Source organism: Variovorax sp. SG517 (genome assembly GCF_013376045.1).
Classification (GTDB): Bacteria; Pseudomonadota; Gammaproteobacteria; order Burkholderiales; family Burkholderiaceae_C; genus Variovorax.
On record NZ_JABMJG010000002.1, the window covers coordinates 723,012 to 741,616 of the forward strand.

Consider the following 18,605-nt stretch of genomic DNA (forward strand, 5'->3'; position numbering starts at 1 on the left):
CCCCCAAAGGCCTCCACGATGCTCGACCTCCTCATCACCAACGCCACCCTCCCCGACGGTCGCACCGGCATGTCGGTCGCCGTGCAGGACGGGTGCATCGCCGAAGTCACGCCCGGACTCGATGCGCCTGCGCACGAGAAGCTCGACGCGCAGGGCCTGCTGCTATCGCCCCACTTCGTCGACCCGCACTTCCACATGGACGCCACGCTGAGCTACGGCCTGCCGCGCGTCAACCAGAGCGGCACGCTGCTCGAAGGCATCGCGCTATGGGGCGAGCTGAAGCCGCTGCTGACGGCCGACGCGCTCATCGAGCGCGCGCTGGCGTACTGCGACTGGGCGGTGGCCAAGGGGCTGCTGGCGGTGCGCTCGCATGTGGACACGAGCGACCCGAGCCTGCTGGCGGTCGATGCGCTGCTGGAGGTCCGGCGCAAGGTGGCGCCGTATCTCGATCTTCAGCTGGTCGCCTTTCCGCAGGACGGTGTGCTGCGATCGCCGGGTGGCGTCGAGAACCTGGAGCGCGCCCTCGACAAGGGCGTGGACGTGGTCGGCGGCATTCCGCACTTCGAGCGGACCATGGCAGATGGCGCCGCCAGCGTGAAGCTGCTGTGCGAGATCGCCGCGGCGCGCGGCAAGCTGGTCGACATGCACTGCGACGAGTCGGACGACCCGCTCTCGCGCCATATCGAGACACTGGCCTTCGAGACCCAGCGCCTCGCGCTGCAGGGCCGCGTGACCGGCTCGCACTGCACCTCGATGCACTCGATGGACAACTACTACGTGAGCAAGCTTCTGCCGCTGATCGCGGAGAGCGGCGTGTCGGTGGTGTCCAACCCGCTCATCAACATCACCCTGCAGGGCCGCCACGACACCTACCCCAAGCGCCGCGGCATGACGCGCGTGCCAGAGCTCATGGCCGCCGGCGTGAACGTCGCCTTCGGCCACGACTGCGTGATGGACCCCTGGTACGGCATGGGCTCGGGCGACATGCTCGAAGTGGCACACATGGGCCTGCACGTGGCGCAGATGACCAGCCAGGAAGGCATCCGCCAGTGCTTCGAGGCGGTGACGACGAATGCCGCGCGCGTGATGCACCTGGAGAACTACGGCCTCGAGGCCGGCTGCGACGCCAGCTTCGTGCTGCTGCAGGCGCGCGATGCGGTCGAGGCGATCCGCCTGCGCGCCGCGCGGCTCAAGGTGTTCCGCAAGGGGCGGCTGCTGGCCGAGACGCCTGCCGCCACGGCCAGCCTGCACCTTCCCGGCCGGGGCGATTCCACGAGCTGGATGGCGCCGAAGCACGCCGGCTGAGCCCTGCGGTCAGGACGCCGAGCCCACGCTAGGCGAACTCCTGCACCAGCGCCGTCAGCGCCTCGCCGACCGGGCGCTCGACCTTCAGCGAGAGAAGCGGGTCCGCCCGGGTGCGCCCGAGGTTCACGGCCGCCACCGGCTTGCCTGCCGCGGCCGCCGCCTGCACGAAGCGAAAGCCCGAATAGACCATCAGCGACGACCCGGCCACGAGCACCGCATCGGACTCCTCCAGCGCCGCGAATGCGGCTGTGACGCGCTCCTTCGGCACGCTCTCGCCGAAGAACACCACGTCGGGCTTGAGCAGGCCGCCGCAGTGCGGACAGGCCGGCACGTCGAAGTCGGAGAAATCGCGGCCGTCGAGATCGGCGTCGCCGTCGGGCGCGGCGCGGGCTTCCAGCTCGGCCCAGCGCGGATTGCGCCGCCGCAGTTCGAGCTGCAGTTCGGCGCGCGGCGTGCGCCGCTCGCAGCCCATGCAGCGCACGGTGTCGATGCGGCCGTGCAGGTCGATGGCGCCGCGGCTGCCGGCGGCTTCGTGCAGGCCATCGACGTTCTGCGTGAGCAGCAGCCCGACGCGTCCCGCCTCGTCCAGCCGCGCCAGCGCGTGGTGCGCCGCACCCGGGCGGGCGCCCGCCATGGTCGGCCAGCCGATCAGGCTGCGCGCCCAGTAGCGCTTGCGCGTGGACTCCTCGCCCATGAAGGCCTGGTAGGTGACGGGCGACGGGCGCTTCCATTCGCCGTCGACGTCGCGGTAATCGGGAATGCCCGAATCGGTGCTGCAGCCCGCGCCGGTGAGCACGAAGAGCTTGCGGTGGCGCGTGGCGAAGTCGGCGAGCCCGGCGTAGGCAGCAGGGTTGGCGGCGAGGTTGGCGGGCATGCGGCGAGCATAAGTCGGCGGCCCGATTCCTGCTAAAGCCCTGGCTCTTGTCCGTCGCCGGAGAACGCCATGAACCCATCACGCCAGACACGCCCCCATCGCCCTACACGGCGCGCCGCGCTGCAGATCCTTGCCGCGGGCGTCGCCGGCGCGGCCCTGCCGGCCTTCGCCCAATGGCCCGACCGGGCCATCAAGATCATCGTCACCTTCCCGCCCGGCGGCTCCAGCGACGTGCTCGCGCGCGTGATGGCGGAACAGCTCGCGAAGAAGCTGGGGCAGCCCGTGGTGGTCGACAACAAGCCCGGCGCGGGCGGCACCATCGGCGGCTCGCTGGTGGCGTCGGCACCGGCCGACGGCTACACGCTGATGCTGTCGAACACCACGCCGATCGCGCTCGGGCCTTTCACGCTCGACAAGCTGCCCTACGACCCCGTCACGGGCTTCACGCACGTCGCCTACCTCGGCGCGGCGCCGCTGGTGGTCATGGCGAGCAAGGGCTCCGGCCTCAAGACATTCGCCGACTTCGAGGCGCTGGCGCGCAAGGAAGGCCGCATCGACTTCGGCTCGGGCGGCCCTGGGTCCATCGGACACATCCACGGCGAGCTGCTGAAGAAGATCACCGGGATCAACATGGTGCACGTGCCCTATCGCGGCGGTGCGCCGATGAGCACCGACCTTCTCGCCAACACCATCCCGGTGGGCATCGACGTCATCACCTCGTACGTTCCCTTCTTCAAGAGCGGCCAACTGGTGCCGCTGGCCGTGACAGGCACGCAGCGTTCGCCGCTCATGCCCGAGGTGCCCACGATGGTCGAGCTGCATCAGCCGAAGCTGGTGCTGGAGAACTTCTTCGGCCTTTCAGGCCCCGCCAAGCTGCCGCCGGACGTGGTTGCGCGGCTCAACGCCTCATGCAACGAAGTGCTGGCCATGCCCGAGATCCAGAAGAAACTGACGGAGCTGGGCATCGTTGCAAAGCCGGAGTCGGTGGCCGTGTTCAACGGCTTCGTGAAGGAGCAGGTCGAAGTGCTCGGGCCGACGGTCAAGGGGGCGGGCATCAAGCTGTAGCCTCGCGGCCACCCCGCTTCTGGAGGCGATCAGAAGCGCACGCAGACGGCCTGCCTCTCCTGCAGCACGGCCTCCTGCGCGAATCGCTGGCGGTAGGCGCCGACGATGGTGGCGATGGCAGCGTCGTCCTTCTCGCTGCGCGGGTGCAACAGAACGACCAGCTTCGAGCGCTCGCGCACCACCTCGCCCGACACGCTGCGCCACTGGCCGGCGGCGTCAATCACTGTCAGGCCCTGCGGAAAGGCCGGCGTCACGGTGGTGTCGAGGAAGGCCGTCCATTCGGCGTCCGACACCTGGCCGCCCGAAGGAATGGCGCGGCCGAAGTACAGCGTGTCGCGCTCGAAGCTTTCGAAGCCGCTCCCGCAGGCCCTCGCGTCGCCGGAGGCCGGGGGCGGCAAGGTGCCGCAGCCGGCCAGCGCCAAGGCCGCCACCGCGACAGCAAGAGCGCCGCGGGCGGGAGACAAAGTGGCCGTCGTCGTCATGCGAACACCTCCTTGCATTGTTTTCAGCCCGGCAGAAAGACCAGCGGCGCGGGCTGGCCCTCGCCCGGCGGCTGGCCACGGTCGAGCAGCCGCCAGCCGGGATTCCAGCGCGAAACGCGGCCGTCGGCAACAGCCTCTTCCAGCATCGACTGGGCCTGCTCGGGGTGCTGCCAGTCGAGTGCCAGCGCGCGCAGGTCCCAGTCCCACCACGGGCAGGCGCGGATGCGATCGACGAGCACGTCGGGAAAGCGCTGGCGGATCACCCGGGCCGGCACGCCGCCCACGATGGTGAAAGGCTCCACGTCGCGCGTCACGATGGCGCCGGCGCCTATCACCGCGCCGTCGCCGATGGTGATGCCGCTCTTGAGACTGACACGCGAGCCGATCCACACGTCGTTGCCGATGGTCACCGGCGAATGCGACGGGAACTGCGCCACGGACTGGTGCCGGTACGGCTCCGGAAAATTGGGCGCATAAGCCAGCATGTGCGTGGTGAACCAGTCGGCGGGATGGTCCGACAGGGTCTGCACGCCGTCGCCGATGGAGCAGTAGCGCCCCATGCCCAGGTCGACCAGCAGCGCGCCGGGCGAGATGCTCGAATAGGCGCCGATGGAGCACCGGCCGTGCAACTGGGCCGAATGCCAGATGCGCACCGGCGTCTCGAAGCGCAGCGGCGTCGGCACCAGGCAGCCCTCGACAGGTAGAGCCCGTAGCCTTCGAGCCCCTTCGAGAGTTCGGCGTTGATGCTCAGGCTCATGGCTGCGCCGTCCGGTCTGCCGATCAGGCCTCGGGCGCGATGGCTTCGGCGTATTCGTAGAGCGCGCCGAGGATCTCCTCCCCGCGCTCGTCGGCGTTCTCGGAGAGCGCGTCGACCTCGCTGAACAGCATCTCGATGGTGCGCGCCCCGCCCTCGCCCTTGAAGAGCTTCGCGACACGCAGCGCCTCCCAGCGCTCGACCTCATCCTCGCTGAGCAGCTCAGGCCAGTTGCGCGCGCGATAGCGGAAGACGATCTCGTCGAGCCGGCCGTCGTCGAAGCCGGTGCGATCCTTCGCCAGTTCCTCGGGCGACAGGCCGCGCAGCTGGTTCAGGCGCCGCCGGTCGGCATTGCCGACGAAGCCGCCGTAGAGGTCTTCGTCGACATCGGGCGTGGCTTCCTTGGGACGGGCATACACCTGCGACCAGATGGCGCTCATGTCGGGCAGGTCGCGCGCGATGGCTGCGTGGCGCATCGCCGTGTCCAGGTCGACGCCCCAGCGCTCGGCCATCGGCGCCGCGAGCGTGCGCAGGTTGCCGACGACCATCGGCGACTTGTTGAGGTGCACGCCTTTGATCGGCAGGCGCACCACGCCCTCGGGCAGGTCGGCGGTGCGGGTGAAGAGGCGCAGCCGCAGCGTCTCGACGTCGATGTCGCGCAGCTCGCTGGGGTCGTGCGCCAGGTCCCAGGCCAGCAGCTCGTTCTTGTTGGTGGGATGGCTGGCCAGCGGCCACATCACGGCCAGGCAGCCACGCTCGACCGGGAACATGCCCGAGACGTGCAGGAAGGGCTTCGCGGTCTCGCGCGTCGCGGGCAGTCCCAGCTCGCTGGCGACGCGGTCCTTCCTGTGCAGGCCGAAGGCGAAGTCGAACAGCTTGGGCTGCTTGCTGCGGATGAGGCGGGCCAGCGCGATGGTGGCGCGCACGTCCGACAAGGCATCGTGCGCCGACTCGTGCAGCAGGCCGTTGGCGCGTGCCAGGTCTTCGAGCTTGAAGCTGGGCTTGCCGTCTTCCTTTTTCGGCCACTCGATGCCCTCGGGGCGCAGCGCGTAGGTGAGGCGCACCACGTCGAGCAGGTCCCAGCGGCCGCAGTCGTTCTGCCATTCGCGGGCGTACGGATCGATCAGGTTGCGCCAGAACAGGAAGCGCGTGACCTCGTCGTCGAAGCGGATAGTGTTGTAGCCCACGCCGATGGTGCCGGGCTGCGAGAAGGCGCGCTCGATGTGCGCGGCGAATTCGTGCTCGGGAATGCCGCGCTCCAGGCACAGCTGCGGCGTGATGCCGGTGATCAGGCAGGCCTCGGGGCTGGGCAGGTAGTCCGGCGCGGGCTTGCAGTAGATCATCAGCGGCTCGCCGACTTCGTTGAGCTCCGCGTCGGTGCGCACGGCCGCGAACTGCGAGGGGCGGTCGCGGCGCGGCACCGCGCCGAAGGTTTCGTAGTCGTGCCAGAGAAAAGTGTGGTTCATTCAGAGCAGGGTTGAAAACAGGCGCGCGATGGCGTCGCCGAGGCGGCGCCAGAAAGTCTGGGGCCGGTTGGCGCGCACCGCGCCGGAACTGTGGAGGTCGGTCTCGAACTGCGACGCCAGCGGCCGGGTCAGCTCGGGACCATAGACCACCGCGCAGACCTCGAAGTTGAGACGGAAGCTGCGGTTGTCGAAATTGGCGGTGCCGATCATTGCGCAATGGTCGTCCACCACCAGGGTCTTGGAATGGAGCATGCGCGCCTTGTACTCCCAGACCTTCACGCCGGCGGCGATCAGTTCGTCGAAGTACGAGCGCGCCGCCGCGCTCACGATGGCCGAGTCGCTGCGGCGCGGCACCAGCAGGCGCACGTCCACGCCGCGCAGCGCGGCGCTCGTGAGCGCCATCAGCGCGGGCTCGCCGGGCACGAAGTACGGCGTGGTGAGCCAGGCGCGGTGCGTGGCCGAATGGATCGCCTCGACGTGCATGCGGTGGATGGCCTCCATCGGGTTGTCGGGCCCGCTGGTGACAATCTGCACGGGGATGTCGCCCGCCTCCAGTTGGGGAAGCATCGCGTTCATGGCATCGTCCAGGCCGCGCAGGTTCTCGCCGGTGGCGTAGGCCCAGTCTTCGAGGAAGGTGGTCTGCAGCCAGCGCACCGCGCTGCCCTCGATGCGCAGGTGCACGTCGTGATAGGCGTCGGGATTGGTGCGCTTGTCTTCCTCGTCGGTGATGTTCACGCCACCCGTGAAGCCGACGCGGCCGTCGCACACCACGATCTTGCGGTGGGTGCGGTAGTTGGTCACCGGGCGCAGGCGCCGGCCGATCTTCGTGTCGTGGAAGAGCGCCACCTCGACGCCCGCCTCGACCATCGGCGCCAAGAACTTGTGGCCGATGCGCTTGGAGCCCAGCGCGTCGATCAGCAGGCGCACCATCACGCCCTCCTTTGCGCGCTCGATCAGCAGGTCGCGCAGCGCGGTGCCGATGCGGTCGGGCTCGAAGATGTAGTACTCGAGGTGGATGTGGTCCCGCGCGGCGCGCACCGCGTCGAAGATCGCGTCGAAGGTGCGTGCGCCGCCCGAGAGCAGCTCGACATCCACGGCGCTCGATACCGGCAGCCCGCAGGTCGCGGTACCCAGCTTCGCCATCTGCTGCAGCGCTGGCGGCGCGTTCTGCGCCGCGTCGCGCAGCCGGGCCACGTCGGCCTGCGCCGAGGCCCCGGCGCGGCTGCGCAGCCGCTTGAGGCGCTGCTTCTTCAGCCGCTGCGGCCCCAGGAAGTAATAGACGACGAAGCCCGCGAACGGCAGCAGCGCGAGCGAGAGGATCCAGCTCATCGTCGACACCGGCGCGCGCTTCTGCATCACGATCCAGACCGACAGCACCGCGATGTAGCCGCTCCATGCGAGGGAGAGGCCGGTTTTCCATTCGTGGCTGAGTTCGGGGAGGATCAAGGCGGGAAAGCGGCTGGAACGGTGATTCGATACGGGTCGGCCCAAAGAAAAAGGCCGGTAGCGATGCTACCGGCCTTTGGCTTCATTTCAGAAGACGCGATGGACTGGCTCAGCCTGCCGCGGTTTCCTCTGCTTCGGGCTTCTGCTTGCCTTCCTTCTTCGGAAGGGGCTGGATGTCCAGCAGCACTTCGTCCTTGTCGTCGAGGTCGACTTCGAGGCGGCCACCGTCAGTCAGGCGTCCGAACAGCAGCTCGTCGGCCAATGCACGACGGATCGTGTCCTGGATCAGGCGCTGCATCGGACGTGCGCCCATCAGCGGATCGAAGCCCTTCTTCGCCAGGTGCTTGCGCAGCTTGTCGCTGAAGGTGACTTCCACCTTCTTCTCGCCGAGCTGGGTTTCCAGCTGCAGCAGGAACTTGTCGACCACGCGCAGGATGACCTGTTCGTCGAGCGCCTTGAAGTTGACGATGGCGTCCAGCCTGTTGCGGAACTCGGGCGAGAACAGGCGCTTGATGTCGCCCATCTCGTCGCCGGCCTGCCTCGGGTTGGTGAAGCCGATGGTCGCCTTGTTCATGGTCTCGGCACCCGCGTTCGTCGTCATGATGATGATGACGTTGCGGAAGTCGGCCTTGCGTCCGTTGTTGTCGGTCAGCGTGCCATGGTCCATGACCTGCAGCAGCACGTTGAAGATGTCCGGATGCGCCTTCTCGATTTCGTCGAGCAGCAGCACCGCGTGCGGCTTCTTCGTGACAGCCTCGGTCAGCAGGCCACCCTGGTCGAAACCGACGTAGCCCGGAGGCGCGCCGATCAGGCGGCTCACCGCATGACGCTCCATGTATTCCGACATGTCGAAGCGGATCAGCTCGATGCCCATGATGTAGGCCAGCTGCTTCGCCGCTTCGGTCTTGCCGACGCCGGTGGGGCCGGAGAACAGGAACGAACCGATCGGCTTGTCGCCCTTGCCCAGGCCCGAGCGAGCCATCTTGACCGCCGAGGCGAGCACTTCGAGTGCCTTGTCCTGGCCGAACACCACGCTCTTGAGGTCGCGCTCGATGGTCTGCAGCTTGCTGCGGTCGTCGTTGCTGACGTTGGCCGGGGGAATGCGCGCGATCTTCGCGACGATTTCCTCGACTTCGGTCTTGCTGATGGTCTTCTTGCGCTTGCTCGGCGGCAGGATGCGCTGGGCTGCGCCCGCTTCGTCGATGACGTCGATCGCCTTGTCGGGCAGGTGACGGTCATTGATGTACTTGGCGCTGAGCTCAGCCGCGGCCTGCAGGGCAGCCACGGCGTACTTCACGCCATGGTGTTCCTCGAAGCGCGACTTCAGGCCCTTCAGGATGTCGACGGTTTCCTGCACCGACGGCTCGACCACGTCGACCTTCTGGAAACGACGCGACAGGGCCGCGTCCTTCTCGAAGATGCCGCGGTATTCCGTGAAGGTGGTCGCGCCGATGCACTTGAGCTGGCCGCTGGAAAGCGCCGGCTTGAGCAGGTTCGACGCGTCGAGCGTGCCGCCCGAGGCTGCGCCCGCACCGATCAGGGTGTGGATCTCGTCGATGAAGAGGATGGCGTTCGGCTTGTCCTTCAGCGACTTGAGCACGCCCTTCAGGCGCTGCTCGAAATCGCCGCGGTACTTGGTGCCGGCCAGCAGCGCGCCCATGTCGAGCGAGAACACGTTCGACTCGGCCAGGATTTCCGGCACGTCGCCCTGCGTGATGCGCCATGCAAGGCCCTCGGCGATGGCGGTCTTGCCCACGCCGGCCTCGCCGACCAGCAGCGGGTTGTTCTTGCGCCGGCGGCACAGGATCTGGATGACGCGCTCGACCTCGTACTCGCGGCCGATCAGCGGATCGATCTTGCCGTCCTTGGCCATCTGGTTGAGGTTTTGCGTGAACTGCTCGAGCGGCGACGCCTTCTCGTTGCGTTCGCCGCCGCCCTCCTCGCCTTCGCCCGAGGGAGCTTCGCCGCTGCCCTTGACGGCTTCCGGCGGATCGCTCTTCTTGATGCCGTGGGCAATGAAGTTGACCACGTCGAGGCGGGTGACGCCCTGCTGGTGCAGGTAGTACACCGCGTGCGAGTCCTTCTCGCCGAAGATCGCGACCAGCACGTTGGCGCCGGTGACTTCCTTCTTGCCGTTGCCGGTGGACTGCACATGCATGATGGCGCGCTGGATCACGCGCTGGAAACCCAGGGTCGGCTGGGTGTCTACATCGTCGGTACCCGCCACCTGGGGCGTGTTGTCCTTGATGAAGTTGGTGAGCGACGCCCGCAAGTCGTCGACGTTGGCCGAGCAGGCGCGCAGAACTTCCGCGGCGCTCGGGTTGTCCAGCAAAGCGAGCAGCAGATGCTCCACGGTGATGAACTCGTGGCGCTGCTGCCGGGCCTCGACGAAGGCCATGTGCAAGCTGACTTCCAGTTCCTGGGCAATCATGTGATTTCCTTTTGCCTTGCTGTAAATAAGTTCTCAGATGGGTTGGAGCTTGCGCAATTCAACTGGTTCATGCAACAGGTTCGCTGACGCATTGGAGCGGATGCCCGGCCTGCTGCGCGGCTTCCATGACCTGGTTGACCTTGGTGGCTGCCATGTCGCGGGAATAAACCCCACAGACGCCCCGGCCATCGAGGTGGATCTTGAGCATGATCTGGGTGGCGGTCTCGCGATCCTTGTTGAAATATTCCTGCAGCACGACGATCACGAACTCCATGGGCGTGTAGTCGTCGTTCAGCATCACCACCTGGTACATCTGCGGCGGCGCGGTTCTTTGCGGTCGGCGCTCCAGGACGACCGAATCTCCGTCGTCCCCGGCCGGTTTCTGGGCCGGCGGAGTGCTGGGAGTTTTTGGAGTTCTCGTTGCCATGAAAATCATTCTATAGAGCGTGCAAGCGCTGTGCCGAGCGAAAAAAACGTGGTGGCGCGTATCCGACAATTCAAGGGGTTTGCGGCCGCTGCGACAGTATTTCCGCAACGGCATGCCAGGCAGGAGTTTTAGGCAAAAAAGCCTGCGGCAATTGACTGAAAAAGCAGCAAAAAGCCCTTGAATTCCTTCCGGAAGTTCAAGGGCTCCTCGTGTTGCCGCGACGCCGCCAGGACGTCGAAGCGCGGCAACTACATGTTGTCGATCATCACTTGGCCGAAGCCCGAGCAGCTCACCTGCGTCGCGCCGTCCATCAGGCGGGCGAAGTCGTAGGTGACTTTCTTGCTGGCGATCGACTTCTCCATCGAGCTGATGATCAGGTCGGCGGCTTCCTTCCAGCCCATGTGGCGCAGCATCATTTCGGCCGAAAGGATCTCGGAACCGGGGTTCACGTAGTCCTTGCCGGCGTACTTGGGAGCCGTGCCGTGGGTGGCCTCGAACATGGCGACGGTGTCGCTCAGGTTCGCGCCCGGGGCGATGCCGATGCCGCCGACCTGCGCGGCCAGGGCATCGGAAACGTAGTCGCCGTTGAGGTTGAGCGTGGCAATCACGCTGTATTCGGCCGGACGCAGCAGGATCTGCTGCAGGAATGCATCGGCGATGCTGTCCTTGACGGTGATTTCCTTGCCGGTCCTGGGATTCTTGAACTTCATCCAAGGGCCGCCGTCGATCAGTTCGGCACCGAACTCCTTGGCCGCCAGGCCGTAACCCCAGTCACGGAAGCCACCTTCGGTGAACTTCATGATGTTGCCCTTGTGCACCAGGGTGACGCTGAGCTTGTCGTTGTCGATGGCGTATTGCAGCGCCTTGCGCACCAGGCGCTCGGTGCCTTCCCGGGACACCGGCTTGACGCCGATGCCCGAGGTTTCGGGGAAGCGAATCTTCTTGACGCCCATTTCGTCCTGCAGGAACTTGATGAGCTTCTTCGCCTTTTCGCTCTCGGCTTCGAACTCGATGCCGGCGTAGATGTCTTCGGAGTTCTCGCGGAAGATCACCATGTTCGTCTTGTGCGGTTCACGCACCGGGCTCGGAACGCCTTCGAAATACTGGATGGGGCGCAGGCACACGTAGAGGTCGAGTTCCTGGCGCAGCGCGACGTTCAGCGAGCGGATGCCGCCACCGACTGGCGTGGTCAGCGGGCCCTTGATGGAGACCACGTAGTCGCGCACGGCGTGCAGCGTTTCCTCGGGGAGCCAGACGTCGGGGCCGTAGACCTTGGTCGACTTCTCGCCGGCGTAGACCTCCATCCAGTGGATCTTCTTCTTGCCGCCGTAGGCCTTTGCCACCGCAGCGTCCACCACCTTCAGCATCACCGGCGTGATGTCCAGGCCGGTTCCATCGCCCTCGATGAAGGGAATGATCGGTTGGTCAGGCACATTGAGGGAGTTGTCGGCGTTGACCGTGATCTTCTGGCCTTCGGTCGGGACTTTGATGTGCTGATAACTGGTCATGAGAGGGGAAGGCTCCGGGATCGACGTACTTTTAAGAACTGTCAGCGAATTCAGACACGGCGCGTATTCCGCTGTACAGCCGGCGAACAAATCGCTGTACATTTTAGACGCAACCCATCAGCAAGCGTTTGTCAACCGGCGGCCCAACGGCGTCGTTAGTGGCTGACCTTCTGCTCGCCGGGAGGCGTTTCCAACCAATTCTCGATAGAGGAATCACCAATGAGCAAAATTCTCGCAGTCATGATCGCCGGCCTGTTCGCCGCTGGCGCCTACGCCCAGAACCCGGCCGGTACGACGCCCGAGCAAGGCAACGCCACCAACAGCAAGTCGCAGCAACGCGCCGAAGCCAAGAAGGCTGCCAAGCCCGCTGGCCAGGTCAAGGCTCCGGCTGGCGACGAAGCCAAGACCCCCGAAGGCGGCGCCATCGGTGCCGACAAGGCTGCGGCCTCCGGCGAGAAGCGTGCTGAAACCCGCGACCAGCGTCGTCGCAACAAGGACGGCAGCGTCAAGCGCAAGTCGACCCAAGGCGGCACCCCGAAGTAATTCGGCCTGCCCCGCAAAAGAAGCGCTCTTCGGAGCGCTTTTTTTTCGTGCGAAAGCAGCTTTGTCCTGTCAACCGCTGAAAACGGCCTCCGTTGAATGTCTACCTTCCGCAAGAAGGCCAATCCAGATCAACGAATTTCAAAGGATATGTTCATGAACAAGCTGCTCGCAGCCCTGGTCGCCGGTCTCTTCGCCGTCGGCGCTTTCGCTCAACAAGCCGAGCCCACCACGGCAGCTCCGGCTCCCGCAGCCAAGGCTGCCAAGCACGCTTCCGTCAAGAAGCACGCTGCTGCCAAGAAGCACAAGGTTCGCCACATTGCCAAGGCCCACACGGCCGCCGCCAAGAAGGTGTAAGCTTCCCCGCTCACCGGCAATGCCCGCATCAGCGGGCATTTTTATTGGCATTTTTAATCCAGGCCGGGCCCTGGCCCCGCCCTGAAAGAGTCGTCCGATGCTCATCAAGCGTCTCGCCGCCCTGCTCTCCCTGCTCCTCGCATCCGCATCGTTCACGATGCAGGCACATGCCCAGCAGCAACCCCAGACGGACCTGCCACGCACCCAACTGTCGGTCGGCCTGTACAAGATCGACGCGCAGGTTGCGCAAACCCCTCTTCAACGTGAAATCGGCCTGATGTTCCGCAAGGAGATGCCCCAGGCCGAAGGGATGATCTTCGTGTTCGAGCAGCCCGCCACGCAGTGCTTCTGGATGCGCAACACGATCCTTCCGCTGACCGCCGCCTTCGTTGCCGACGACGGCCGCATCGTCAACCTGGCCGACATGCAGCCCATGACCGAGAACACGCATTGCTCGCAGGAGCCGGTGCGCTACGTGCTCGAAATGAACCAGGGCTGGTTTGCCAAGAAGAACATCAAGAAGGGCGCCAAGCTCGGCGGCGAGCTGTTCGCAGCCGGCAAACGATGAGCGCCTGCCGCCCATAGCCAACAAAAAGCCGACCCATGGTCGGCTTTTTCGTTTTTGGCAGAACGCGGGATCAGCCGAAGTTCTTGGCGGCGAAGTCCCAGTTGGCCAGCTTGGCCAGGAAGGTCTCGACGAACTTCGGGCGCAGGTTGCGGTAGTCGATGTAGTAGGCGTGCTCCCAGACGTCCACCGTCAGCAGCGCGGTGTCGGCGGTCGTCAGCGGCGTGCCGGCTGCGCCCGTGTTCACGATGTCCACGGTGCCGTCGGGCTTCTTCACCAGCCAGGTCCAGCCCGAGCCGAAGTTGCCCACGGCCGACTTCACGAAGGCTTCCTTGAAGGCGTCGTAGCTGCCCCACTTCGCTTCGATGGCCTTGGCCAGCGCGCCGGTGGGAGCGCCGCCGCCTTGGGGCTTCATGCAGTTCCAGAAGAAAGTGTGGTTCCAGATCTGCGCGGCGTTGTTGTAGATGCCGCCGCTGGACTTCTTGACGATCTCTTCGAGCGTCAGCGTTTCGAACTCGGTGCCCTTTTGCAGGTTGTTGAGGTTCACCACGTAGGCGTTGTGGTGCTTGCCGTAGTGGTACTCGAGGGTTTCCTTCGAATACTCGGGTGCCAGTGCGTCCAGGGCGTACGGCAGGGGTGGGAGCACATGTTCCATGGTTTTTTCTCGTGGGTTGGTTGTGGGAATAAAGGATTCTAGGAAGTAATTATCGAGACGGCGTCGGACGCGTTCCCGTCGCGCCGCCCAAAGCGACGGTCAGGTCGACCTCGCCATCGGCGAGCCGCGCCTTGACCGCATCGCCCGGTGCGAGTTGCGTGGCGCTGACGATCGCATGACCATCTGTATCGGTCAGCCACGCATAGCCGCGCTGCAAGACCAGTGCCGGATCGAGCAATCGCATGCGCAGGGCCACGCGCTCCAGCCGATCGCGACGCTGCACGACCGCGCGCCCCATCTTCAGCGGAAAGTCAGCGGCGATCTGGCGCGGCAACTGCGTCAGCCGCTCCCTTCTGGACATCACGCTGTAGCGAAGCCGCTGCGCATGATGCGCAAGCCGCAACTGCTGGCGAGTCACCAGATTCGAAGGCCGGCCGAGGCGCCCCGCGGCCTGGTCCAGACGCTGTCCGAGCACGTCGAGGCGACTGCCCAGCGCGTCGCCGAGCCGCTCCTCGAGCAGATCGAGCGCACCGAGCCACACGTCGCGAGGCGCGCTCACCAGTTCCGCTGCGGCCGTGGGCGTAGGCGCGCGCAGGTCGGCGCAGAAATCGGCGATGGTGAAGTCGGTTTCGTGCCCCACGCCGCTGACCAGCGGCACCGGACTCTGCACGATGGTGCGAGCCAGCGCCTCATCGTTGAAGGCCCAGAGGTCTTCGATGGAACCGCCACCGCGCACCAGCAGGATCACGTCGACAGCGGGCGCGAGGCCATAGAGCGACTGCAGCGCCCGCACCAGTTCGCCCGGCGCGTTGGCCCCCTGCACCGCCGCCGGGGCAAGCACGACCGGAATGTGTGGAACACGCCTTCGCAGCGCAGTGACTACGTCGTGCAAGGCAGCAGCGCCCAGCGATGTGACGATGCCGATCGAGCGGGGCATGGTCGGCAACGCCCGCTTGCGCGCCGGATCGAACAGGCCCTCGGCCTCCAGGCGCGCCTTGCGCTGCATGAACTGCTCGAACAGCGCGCCCTGCCCCGCGCGCCGCAGGCTCTCGACCACCAGTTGCAGATCGCCGCGCGGCTCGTACACCGCAAGTCGCCCGCGCACCTCGACCTGATCGCCGTCGCGTGGCGAAAAGTCGAGCAGCCCGGCGGCGCGGCGGAACATCGCGCAGCGCAGCTGGCCGGATTCGTCCTTGAGCGCGAAGTAACAATGTCCACTTGAGGCGCGCGAAAAGCCGGATATCTCGCCACGCACCGTCACCGGGTTGAAGCGGGCGTCGAGCGCGTCGGCAACCGCGCGGCACAAGGCGCCGACAGCCCAGACTCGCGGCCCGGGCGCGGAATTCGGTTCACGCAAGTTCACAAAACGCCCGCTCGGCCGGATGCCACTCTTCCACAACGGGCGGCATGGCCCCCAGCTTCGGCCCCCAGGGCAGGACAGGCGCACGGTTTCTCGTGCAAGCCATTGATTTCATTGAAAAAAGTGCTGCTCAAAATTCAGTCGATCCAGCGAAAAGGCCACCCCATGCGGGTCGCGGCGAGTTGCGCAGCAGGTTAATCACAAAGTTATCCACAGAATCTGTGCGTCCTTGCTGACACAAAAACAAGGCGCGTGACGATGGTGGGCTCAGTGGATAATCGCCGCGCATTTGCAGTCTACGGGCCGGAGGATTTTCTTGTTTTCCATCATAGTTGCCGCGGGTTGGCCGATCTGGCCCTTGCTCGCATGTTCGGTCATTGCGCTCGCGCTGGTTATAGAACGTTTCACGAGTCTCAAGACCGTGAGGGTACTGCCGCCGAAGCTGCTCGACGAAACCATCACCGCGTCGCACGGAGCCATTCCCGGTCCGGACGTCGTGACCAAACTCGAACGCAACTCGATGCTCGGCCAGGTCCTGGCCGCCGGCCTGCGCGCGCTGAACGCCAATCCGCGCTGCACCGAAGACGACCTGCGCGCCGCCATGGAGGCCTCCGGCCGCACCGTGGCGCACAAGCTCGAGCGCTACCTGCCGGCGCTGGCCACCATCGCTTCGGCAGCCCCCCTGCTGGGCCTGCTGGGCACCGTGATCGGCATGATCGAGATCTTCGGCTCGCAGTCGCCGGGCAGCGGCGCGGTGGGCTCGGGCAACCCGGCGCAACTGGCGCACGGCATCTCGATCGCGCTGTACAACACCGCCTTCGGCCTGATCGTGGCCATCCCGACGCTGATCTTCTGGCGCTACTTCCGCAGCCGGGTCGACGAGTACCTGCTGAACCTCGAGCTCTCCGGCGAGCGCTTCGCGCGCCATCTCAACGCACTGCGCAAATGAGCCGCGCCCGCATGCAGTTCCGCCACGGCGCGCGCGACGAGCCGGAGATCAACCTGATCCCGTTCATCGACGTGCTGCTGGTGATCCTGATCTTCCTGATGCTGTCGACCACCTACAGCAAGTTCACCGAGATGCAGCTGCGGCTGCCCACGGCGGACGTCGATGCGCAGCGCGACTATCCAAAGGAAGTGATCGTGGCGGTGTCGGCCGATGGCCGCTACTCGGTCAACAAGAACCCCGTGGCCGACCGGAGCGTGGAAAGCGTGACGGCCGCCCTCGCCGCCGCGGCCACCGGTGGCAAGGACAGCGTGGTGATCATCAGCGCCGACGCGACCAGCCCGCACCAGGCCGTGGTGACGGTGATGGAAGCCGCGCGCCGTGCCGGCCTGATGCAGATCACCTTCGCGGCCCAGTCGACGGCACAAGCCGGGCACTGAGTGCCTAACGGCGGCAGCAGAAACACGGGTTCGCGCCTGCAGGACGCCTGGCTGCGCCGCGGCCTCCTGGCCTGCCTGCTGTGGCCGCTGTCTCTTGTCTATGCCGCGCTGTTCGCGGTGCGCGGCCTGCTCTATCGCGCGGGATGGCTGAAGACCGAACGCGTGCGTGTGCCGGTGATCGTGGTCGGCAACGTGATTGCGGGCGGCGCCGGCAAGACGCCGGTCGTGATGGCCGTCGTCCGGCACCTGCAGTCGCGGGGAATGCAGGTCGGCGTGGTGTCGCGAGGCTATGGCCGCCGCACCGACGACTGCCGCGAAGTGCTCGGCGACAGCGATCCGCGGGATGTGGGCGACGAGCCTGCACTGATCCATCACGCCACCGGCGCGCCGGTGTTCGTCGCGCGCCAGCGCATCGATGCCGCACGCGCGCTGCTCGAACGGCATCCGGCCACGCAGGTCATCGTGAGCGACGACGGACTGCAGCATCTGGCGCTCGGGCGCGTCATCGAGATCTGCGTGTTCGACGACCGGGGCATCGGCAACGGCTGGCGATTGCCCGCGGGCCCGCTGCGCGAAGCCTGGCCACGACGCTGCGACCTGGTGCTGCACAGCGGATCGCGACCGGCCTTCGCAGGAGGCCATACCGCCACCCGGTCGCTCGCGAGCGACGCCTTGGGCAGCGATGGAAAACGCGTACCGCTGGCCTCCCTTGCAGGCCGGCCGTTGACCGCTCTGGCGGCGATCGCCCGGCCCGAGGCTTTCTTCGAGATGCTGCGGAACCGCGGCCTGACGCTCGCCGACACCATCGCGTTGCCCGATCACTTCGATTTCGAGAGCTGGCAGCCCCCGTCTGGCGCGGACATGCCTCTCGTCTGCACTGAAAAGGACGCCGTCAAGCTCTGGCGCAAGGCTCCCGATGCGCTGGCCGTGCCGCTGGAGTTCGTGCCTTCCGCGGAATTCTTCGCCGCCCTCGACGCAAAGCTATCATCGCTCGATGGATACCAAGCTGCTTGAACTGCTCGTCTGCCCCGTCACCAAGGGGCCGCTGACCTGGAACCCCGAGAAGCAGGAGCTGTGGTCTCGCAGCGCCCGCCTGGCATATCAGGTGCGCGACGGTATTCCGGTGCTGCTCGAGAACGAGGCGCGCACGCTCTCCGACGAAGAGCTCGGGCTGTGAGCTTCACCGTTCTGGTTCCGGCGCGGCTGGCGTCGACACGGCTTCCCAACAAACCTCTCGCCGATATCGCCGGCGTGCCCATGGTCGTGCGCGTGGCGCAGCGTGCCGGCGAATCCGGCGCGGCGCGCGTGGTGGTCGCGGGGGACGATCCATCCATCATCGAGGCTTGCAAGGCGCATGGTGTCGAGGTCGTCCTGACGCGCCAGGACCATCCCAGCGGCACCGACCGGCTGGCAGAAGCCTGCGAACAACTCGGGCTCGATGGCGACGACATCGTCGTCAACGTGCAGGGCGACGAGCCGCTGATCGACCCGGCGCTGATCGATGCGGTGGCGAGCACACTGTCCACGCACGCCGAAGCGGCGATGAGCACCGCGGCCCACGAGATCGATTCGGTGGGCGACTTCATGAATCCCAACGTGGTGAAGGTCGTGCTCGACGCACAAGGCAACGCGATGTACTTCAGCCGCGCGCCCATTCCATGGTGGCGCGACGGCTCCGCCAACGGTGCCGCGCCTGCCGTGTTGCCCGCCGCCCCTGCGCCGCTGCGCCACATCGGGATCTATGGCTATCGCGCGGGCTTCGTGCGGCGCTTTCCTTCGCTGCCCCCGGCGCCCGTCGAGTCGACGGAAGCACTCGAGCAACTGCGCGCTCTGTGGCACGGCCATCGCATCGCGGTGCATGTGAGCCATGTCGCGCCGGGCCCCGGCATCGACACGCCCGAAGACTTGGCGCGCGTGCGCGCGGTCTTCGCAGCCGCAGGCGCCTGAGCGTCCCGGCGGCTGCAGGAGCGGGATTTCCCCAAGG

Annotated in this window: 20 protein-coding genes; 10 read left to right on the forward strand and 10 right to left on the reverse strand. The window is 66.3% G+C overall.

Features of this window, described 5'->3' with window-relative positions:
• The first annotated feature begins 18 nt into the window (after window positions 1-18).
• Entirely contained in the window at window positions 19-1,305 is a 1,287-nt protein-coding gene (locus FHT32_RS08840; protein ID WP_176664246.1) for an amidohydrolase family protein, read from the forward strand.
• 28 nt (window positions 1,306-1,333) lie between these two features.
• Here FHT32_RS08840 and FHT32_RS08845 read toward each other — a convergent pair whose 3' ends face one another.
• Window positions 1,334-2,179 carry an NAD-dependent protein deacetylase gene (locus FHT32_RS08845; RefSeq protein WP_176664247.1) on the reverse strand — a complete coding sequence of 282 codons (846 nt, stop codon included), beginning with the start codon at window positions 2,177-2,179 and terminating at the stop codon, window positions 1,334-1,336.
• 69 nt (window positions 2,180-2,248) lie between these two features.
• On the opposite strand from FHT32_RS08845, the gene FHT32_RS08850 reads away from it, so the two are divergent.
• Complete coding sequence (locus FHT32_RS08850; RefSeq protein WP_176664248.1) at window positions 2,249-3,244, forward strand: tripartite tricarboxylate transporter substrate binding protein; 996 nt, start codon at window positions 2,249-2,251, stop codon at window positions 3,242-3,244.
• A gap of 29 nt (window positions 3,245-3,273) precedes the next feature.
• Here FHT32_RS08850 and FHT32_RS08855 read toward each other — a convergent pair whose 3' ends face one another.
• From FHT32_RS08855 to icd, 7 genes are all read right to left on the reverse strand, one after another.
• Complete coding sequence (locus FHT32_RS08855) at window positions 3,274-3,726, reverse strand: DUF3574 domain-containing protein (RefSeq protein WP_176664249.1); 453 nt, start codon at window positions 3,724-3,726, stop codon at window positions 3,274-3,276.
• 23 nt (window positions 3,727-3,749) lie between these two features.
• Window positions 3,750-4,409, reverse strand: coding sequence for a CatB-related O-acetyltransferase (locus tag FHT32_RS08860; RefSeq protein ID WP_371132148.1), 660 nt, complete (start codon window positions 4,407-4,409; stop codon window positions 3,750-3,752).
• Window positions 4,410-4,506: 97 nt separating this feature from the next.
• Window positions 4,507-5,946 (reverse strand): exodeoxyribonuclease I, encoded by a 1,440-nt coding sequence (sbcB, locus tag FHT32_RS08865; protein WP_176664250.1) that lies wholly within the window; start codon window positions 5,944-5,946, stop codon window positions 4,507-4,509.
• Complete coding sequence (gene cls / locus FHT32_RS08870; protein WP_176664251.1) at window positions 5,947-7,392, reverse strand: cardiolipin synthase; 1,446 nt, start codon at window positions 7,390-7,392, stop codon at window positions 5,947-5,949.
• A 109-nt stretch (window positions 7,393-7,501) separates the two neighbouring features.
• On the reverse strand, window positions 7,502-9,823 hold the full coding sequence (clpA, locus tag FHT32_RS08875; protein WP_176664252.1) for an ATP-dependent Clp protease ATP-binding subunit ClpA: 2,322 nt from the start codon (window positions 9,821-9,823) through the stop codon (window positions 7,502-7,504).
• Between the two features lie 67 nt (window positions 9,824-9,890).
• A complete protein-coding gene (gene clpS, locus FHT32_RS08880; RefSeq protein ID WP_176664253.1) occupies window positions 9,891-10,250 on the reverse strand; it encodes an ATP-dependent Clp protease adapter ClpS in 360 nt (119 codons plus the stop codon).
• A 248-nt stretch (window positions 10,251-10,498) separates the two neighbouring features.
• Entirely contained in the window at window positions 10,499-11,758 is a 1,260-nt protein-coding gene (icd, locus tag FHT32_RS08885) for an NADP-dependent isocitrate dehydrogenase (protein ID WP_176664254.1), read from the reverse strand.
• A 219-nt stretch (window positions 11,759-11,977) separates the two neighbouring features.
• On the opposite strand from icd, the gene FHT32_RS08890 reads away from it, so the two are divergent.
• The 3 genes from FHT32_RS08890 (at window position 11,978) to FHT32_RS08900 (ending at window position 13,223) form a co-directional block, all read left to right on the forward strand.
• A complete protein-coding gene (locus FHT32_RS08890; protein WP_126020304.1) occupies window positions 11,978-12,301 on the forward strand; it encodes a cell envelope biogenesis protein TolA in 324 nt (107 codons plus the stop codon).
• A 96-nt stretch (window positions 12,302-12,397) separates the two neighbouring features.
• Window positions 12,398-12,655, forward strand: a complete 258-nt coding sequence (locus FHT32_RS08895) for a hypothetical protein (protein WP_371132149.1) — start codon at window positions 12,398-12,400, stop codon at window positions 12,653-12,655.
• Window positions 12,656-12,752: 97 nt separating this feature from the next.
• Entirely contained in the window at window positions 12,753-13,223 is a 471-nt protein-coding gene (locus FHT32_RS08900; RefSeq protein WP_176664255.1) for a DUF192 domain-containing protein, read from the forward strand.
• A gap of 70 nt (window positions 13,224-13,293) precedes the next feature.
• Here FHT32_RS08900 and FHT32_RS08905 read toward each other — a convergent pair whose 3' ends face one another.
• Together FHT32_RS08905 and xseA are read right to left on the reverse strand one after the other, a co-directional pair.
• Window positions 13,294-13,875, reverse strand: coding sequence for a superoxide dismutase (locus FHT32_RS08905; RefSeq protein ID WP_176664256.1), 582 nt, complete (start codon window positions 13,873-13,875; stop codon window positions 13,294-13,296).
• Window positions 13,876-13,924: 49 nt separating this feature from the next.
• On the reverse strand, window positions 13,925-15,238 hold the full coding sequence (xseA, locus tag FHT32_RS08910; protein ID WP_176664257.1) for an exodeoxyribonuclease VII large subunit: 1,314 nt from the start codon (window positions 15,236-15,238) through the stop codon (window positions 13,925-13,927).
• A gap of 313 nt (window positions 15,239-15,551) precedes the next feature.
• On the opposite strand from xseA, the gene FHT32_RS08915 reads away from it, so the two are divergent.
• Genes FHT32_RS08915 through kdsB form a run of 5 tightly spaced genes read left to right on the forward strand, consistent with a single transcriptional unit; the run spans window position 15,552 to window position 18,568 of the window.
• The gene (locus tag FHT32_RS08915; protein WP_093202257.1) at window positions 15,552-16,184 is read left to right on the forward strand and encodes a MotA/TolQ/ExbB proton channel family protein; all 633 of its coding nucleotides are present in this window, start codon (window positions 15,552-15,554) and stop codon (window positions 16,182-16,184) included.
• Between the two features lie 11 nt (window positions 16,185-16,195).
• Entirely contained in the window at window positions 16,196-16,621 is a 426-nt protein-coding gene (locus FHT32_RS08920) for an ExbD/TolR family protein (protein WP_371132158.1), read from the forward strand.
• On the forward strand, window positions 16,622-17,635 hold the full coding sequence (gene lpxK / locus FHT32_RS08925; RefSeq protein WP_176664259.1) for a tetraacyldisaccharide 4'-kinase: 1,014 nt from the start codon (window positions 16,622-16,624) through the stop codon (window positions 17,633-17,635).
• Window positions 17,616-17,798: a Trm112 family protein gene (locus FHT32_RS08930; RefSeq protein ID WP_176664260.1), complete on the forward strand. Its 183-nt coding sequence runs from the start codon at window positions 17,616-17,618 to the stop codon at window positions 17,796-17,798. Before lpxK ends, FHT32_RS08930 begins: the two co-directional genes overlap by 20 nt.
• Window positions 17,795-18,568 (forward strand): 3-deoxy-manno-octulosonate cytidylyltransferase, encoded by a 774-nt coding sequence (kdsB, locus tag FHT32_RS08935; RefSeq protein WP_176664261.1) that lies wholly within the window; start codon window positions 17,795-17,797, stop codon window positions 18,566-18,568. Before FHT32_RS08930 ends, kdsB begins: the two co-directional genes overlap by 4 nt.
• Window positions 18,569-18,605: the final 37 nt, after the last annotated feature.

Bases quoted from the DNA above. Each gene is read 5' to 3' on its own strand.
- FHT32_RS08840 (WP_176664246.1), top strand. From the start codon at position 19: ATGCTCGACCTCCTCATCACCAACGCCACCCTCCCCGACGGTCGCACC.
- FHT32_RS08845 (WP_176664247.1), bottom strand. From the start codon at position 2,179: ATGCCCGCCAACCTCGCCGCCAACCCTGCTGCCTACGCCGGGCTCGCC.
- FHT32_RS08850 (WP_176664248.1), top strand. From the start codon at position 2,249: ATGAACCCATCACGCCAGACACGCCCCCATCGCCCTACACGGCGCGCC.
- FHT32_RS08855 (WP_176664249.1), bottom strand. From the start codon at position 3,726: ATGACGACGACGGCCACTTTGTCTCCCGCCCGCGGCGCTCTTGCTGTC.
- sbcB (WP_176664250.1), bottom strand. From the start codon at position 5,946: ATGAACCACACTTTTCTCTGGCACGACTACGAAACCTTCGGCGCGGTG.
- clpA (WP_176664252.1), bottom strand. From the start codon at position 9,823: ATGATTGCCCAGGAACTGGAAGTCAGCTTGCACATGGCCTTCGTCGAG.
- clpS (WP_176664253.1), bottom strand. From the start codon at position 10,250: ATGGCAACGAGAACTCCAAAAACTCCCAGCACTCCGCCGGCCCAGAAA.
- icd (WP_176664254.1), bottom strand. From the start codon at position 11,758: ATGACCAGTTATCAGCACATCAAAGTCCCGACCGAAGGCCAGAAGATC.
- FHT32_RS08890 (WP_126020304.1), top strand. From the start codon at position 11,978: ATGAGCAAAATTCTCGCAGTCATGATCGCCGGCCTGTTCGCCGCTGGC.
- FHT32_RS08895 (WP_371132149.1), top strand. From the start codon at position 12,398: ATGTCTACCTTCCGCAAGAAGGCCAATCCAGATCAACGAATTTCAAAG.
- FHT32_RS08900 (WP_176664255.1), top strand. From the start codon at position 12,753: ATGCTCATCAAGCGTCTCGCCGCCCTGCTCTCCCTGCTCCTCGCATCC.
- FHT32_RS08905 (WP_176664256.1), bottom strand. From the start codon at position 13,875: ATGGAACATGTGCTCCCACCCCTGCCGTACGCCCTGGACGCACTGGCA.
- FHT32_RS08920 (WP_371132158.1), top strand. From the start codon at position 16,196: ATGCAGTTCCGCCACGGCGCGCGCGACGAGCCGGAGATCAACCTGATC.
- FHT32_RS08930 (WP_176664260.1), top strand. From the start codon at position 17,616: ATGGATACCAAGCTGCTTGAACTGCTCGTCTGCCCCGTCACCAAGGGG.